Origin of the sequence: Streptomyces sp. NPDC089915, assembly GCF_040684675.1 — a bacterium.
GTDB lineage: Bacteria > Actinomycetota > Actinomycetes > Streptomycetales > Streptomycetaceae > Streptomyces.
Genome location: NZ_JBFBGN010000277.1, coordinates 1 through 3,067, shown reverse-complemented (window position 1 = coordinate 3,067; position 3,067 = coordinate 1). Strand labels below are relative to the sequence as shown.

Annotated in this window: 4 protein-coding genes; 2 read left to right on the top strand and 2 right to left on the bottom strand. The window is 71.2% G+C overall.

The window, feature by feature from the left end; translation table 11 throughout:
- A partial coding sequence (locus AB0O29_RS34775; RefSeq protein ID WP_365160119.1) for a hypothetical protein occupies positions 1 to 900 on the top strand: 900 nt, incomplete at its 5' end.
- A 137-nt stretch (positions 901 to 1,037) separates the two neighbouring features.
- On the opposite strand, the gene AB0O29_RS34770 is transcribed toward AB0O29_RS34775, so the two are convergent.
- Both AB0O29_RS34770 and AB0O29_RS34765 read right to left on the bottom strand, forming a co-directional pair.
- Positions 1,038 to 1,361: a hypothetical protein gene (locus AB0O29_RS34770; protein WP_365160116.1), complete on the bottom strand. Its 324-nt coding sequence runs from the start codon at positions 1,359 to 1,361 to the stop codon at positions 1,038 to 1,040.
- Positions 1,362 to 1,441: 80 nt separating this feature from the next.
- Positions 1,442 to 2,386 (bottom strand): hypothetical protein, encoded by a 945-nt coding sequence (locus tag AB0O29_RS34765; protein WP_365160114.1) that lies wholly within the window; start codon positions 2,384 to 2,386, stop codon positions 1,442 to 1,444.
- Between the two features lie 184 nt (positions 2,387 to 2,570).
- Here AB0O29_RS34765 and AB0O29_RS34760 point away from each other — a divergent pair, with 184 nt between their 5' ends.
- Positions 2,571 to 3,041: a nuclear transport factor 2 family protein gene (locus AB0O29_RS34760; RefSeq protein ID WP_365160111.1), complete on the top strand. Its 471-nt coding sequence runs from the start codon at positions 2,571 to 2,573 to the stop codon at positions 3,039 to 3,041.
- The last annotated feature ends 26 nt before the right edge of the window (positions 3,042 to 3,067 follow it).

Genomic DNA, 3,067 nt, shown 5'->3' with positions numbered 1-3,067 from the left:
AGCGGCCGAACGCCGTGTCCGCCCTCGCAGGAGAGCCCGCCCGTGCAGAAGTCCGCCCTCGTTCCCTACGCCCACCTCCCCCGAGCGCACCACGATCGCCATGTCCTGACCAGTACCGTCGACGTCTTCGGCGTCGCCCACTGGCTGCTCGGCGACGAGGCTCCGCAACCCGGTGGCGATGTCCTGCCCTTCGACGCGCTGGTCGTCTCCGTCCATCCGGGCGGCCACGTCGAACTCACCGAGCTGAGCGCGGTGCGGGCCCGATGGCCGCGCCTGGACCGCCTGCCCGACGGTGGGTTCGTCCTCGCGGCGTCCCGCGCCCGCCGGTACGAGGACGCGGACCAGGTCCAGGTCTTCGACGCGCTCGGCCGCGAGACCTCGTCCTTCTCCGTCGGGGACGCCGTGGAGCACCTGCTCGTGGACGAGGCCGGCCACGTCTGGGTCGGGCACTTCGACGAGAACCCGGCCGGAATCCGCCGCTGGAGCACCACCGGCCACATCTACTGGGCGTCGGACGGCGCGAGCATCCCCGGCCTCTTCGACTGCTACGCCCTGAACGTGTCGGGCACCACCGCCTGGGCGTGCACGTACACGGACTTCCCGCTCGTCGAGATACGCCCCGACCGGCCGGTGAAGGTGTGGACGAACCGTGTCCGGGGCGCCAAGGCGGTGGCCGTCCACGGCGAGCGGGTCGCCTTCTACGGAGGCTACGGCGAGGAAGTGGACCGGCTCACCCACGGAGAGCTGACCGAAACCTCCGTCGAGCCGACGGCCGTCGGCCTGCTCACCCTGCCCGACGGCCGCCTCCCCGGCCGCCGCCGCATCGTCGGCCGGGGAAGCAGGATCTACGTCCAGACCCAGCCGTTCACCGCGTGGTGCGTGTTCGACCTCAGCAGCTGAATGCACCGACCCGTGCCGGGCAGCCGGACGGAGAAGGCCCGGACACGGCCACCCACCCGTACGCCGTCACCGGCAGCGGCCTCCACCGCTCCGACCGCCCGCGCATCACGACACCGGCATCGGCAGGTTCAGCACCTTCACCACAGGTGCAGGAAGCTCCGGGCGTCGTCATAGCCGTCGCCGGCCCGACCGTCCACGTCCGACGGGTCGGCCTCGGCCCGCGCTGCCAGCGACCGCACCAGCGCGAGGGCCTCATCGCTCAGGCGGCCGAAGCGGCGAGCGGTGTGTCCCAGGCACAGACCGGCCAGCCCGAGCAGCGGACTGCCCGACACGGCCCGCGTTCCGACCTGCACGCACCAGTGCTCGATGAACTCCGCGTCGTCGTCGTTCAACGCGGTCCCGACGAGGACGCCCGCCGCCTCGCCCTCCGCCGAGCGGTCGCGCAGAGCCCGTTCCAGCACCTCGACCACCACCTCGTGAGGCAGCGCAGGCCTGCTGCGAGGACCGCCCGCAACCTGGCCCGTACGGCCAAGTCGCGCGCTCAAGCCCGGGGCCAACGGACGGGATGGTCGCCGAGCGCACCGGTGAGCCATGTGCCGTCCCCCAGCAGCACCAGCTCGTACGGATGGTTCACCTCGCCGGTGAACTCGCCGCCGGGTGTACCCGTGCGCACGTCGACCAGGTGGTAGCGGAACCACTCTTCCCCTTCCTGGTCCTGGCCGCCCAGAGTGACGACGGCCGTGTCCTCGGTCAGGTAGCCGCCGCCCCATTCCACGAAGCACTCCTCAGGGTCGTACCCGAAGGCTTCGACGGGGAGAGCGAAGAGCACCTCCCCGCTGGGGTGGTCGTGGAAGGCGACGTCCGCCTGCTCGTGGTCGACGGTCATGAACTGCCGTCCTGACGGCGGCAGGTCGATCAGGCAGCGGTCCGACCACGGGTACGCCACGAACTCCGGCTCGCCGTCCGCCCCTGCCGTACCCCGGACGATGACGGAGCCGTCCTGGCCCTCACCGACGTCGAGGTAGACGCTGCCGTCCACGGGATGCACGTGGTGGAAGGCGCCGTGCCCGACCGTCTCCAGCTCCCGGCGGGCAAGAACCGCACCGCTGTCGGCGTCGTACACGACCCAGTGGTCACCGGTCCCGCGCCCGGCCATCGCGTCCGGGCGGTAGACCCACACCGTCCGGCCGTCCAGGGAAAGCGCACAGCCGGGCCGGTGGCCATGGCGTACGTCAGAGTGCGGCTCGAAGTCCGAGGCCCACAGGAGTTCGCCCGCACGCGTGAGGCAGACGACCCCGTTCAGCGTCGTGTACACGACCCGCTCCAGATCCAGCCGGACCACCGACGCGACGGCCTCGTCGCCGTCCCGCGGCTGGAACACCGCTGCGGGCACCAGCGTCCCGTGGACGCCGGCGCCCACGACATAGGCGTGGATCCGCCCGTCGCGGTGACTCGTGATGATCTTGGATGCGGGCTCAGGAATCATCCGCCGAGGCTAACGCCCACGTCAGGGCGCTCAAGAGCCGGGGCGGTGCGCACCTCGCAGGGCGGGCCGGGCCGTTGCGCTCCGGCCGGCTACTGCGTCGGCTCGGCGCGGCCGTCGCGGACCACGTCGTGCTCGCAGAAAAAGATCTTGACCTCAAGTGTGCTTGAGGAAGGAGTCTTCTTCCATGAACACCGAACAGATCCAGCAGCAGCTGCAGGCCCTGACCGACCGCGCCGAGATCACCGACCTGATGGACCGCTACCTGCGCTCCCTGGACGTAGGCGTCTTCGACGAAGAGTGGGCCCGGGCCTTCCACACCGAAGACGTCACCGCGGAGATGCCCGTCGGTACCGTCCACGGCCGCGACGCCCTGCTGGCGGACATCCGACGGACCATGGCGCTGTTCGAACGGACCGTACACCTGGGCGGCAACGCCGTCATCGAGATCGACGGCGACCGGGCCACGGCCAAGGGCGCCCAGTTGAGCACCCACGTCCTGGCCGACGGCTCGGGCAGCGTCTTCATCTCGGCCGGCCACGCCGACAACGAACTGGTCAAGACGTCCGAGGGCTGGCGGATATCGGCCTCGTCCCTCCGGGTGGCGTGGACCCAGGGCCCCCGCCCGCAGCTGCCGACCACGGCCGCAGTGGCCTGAGCCGTCCCGGGTACCGGGGGTAGCGG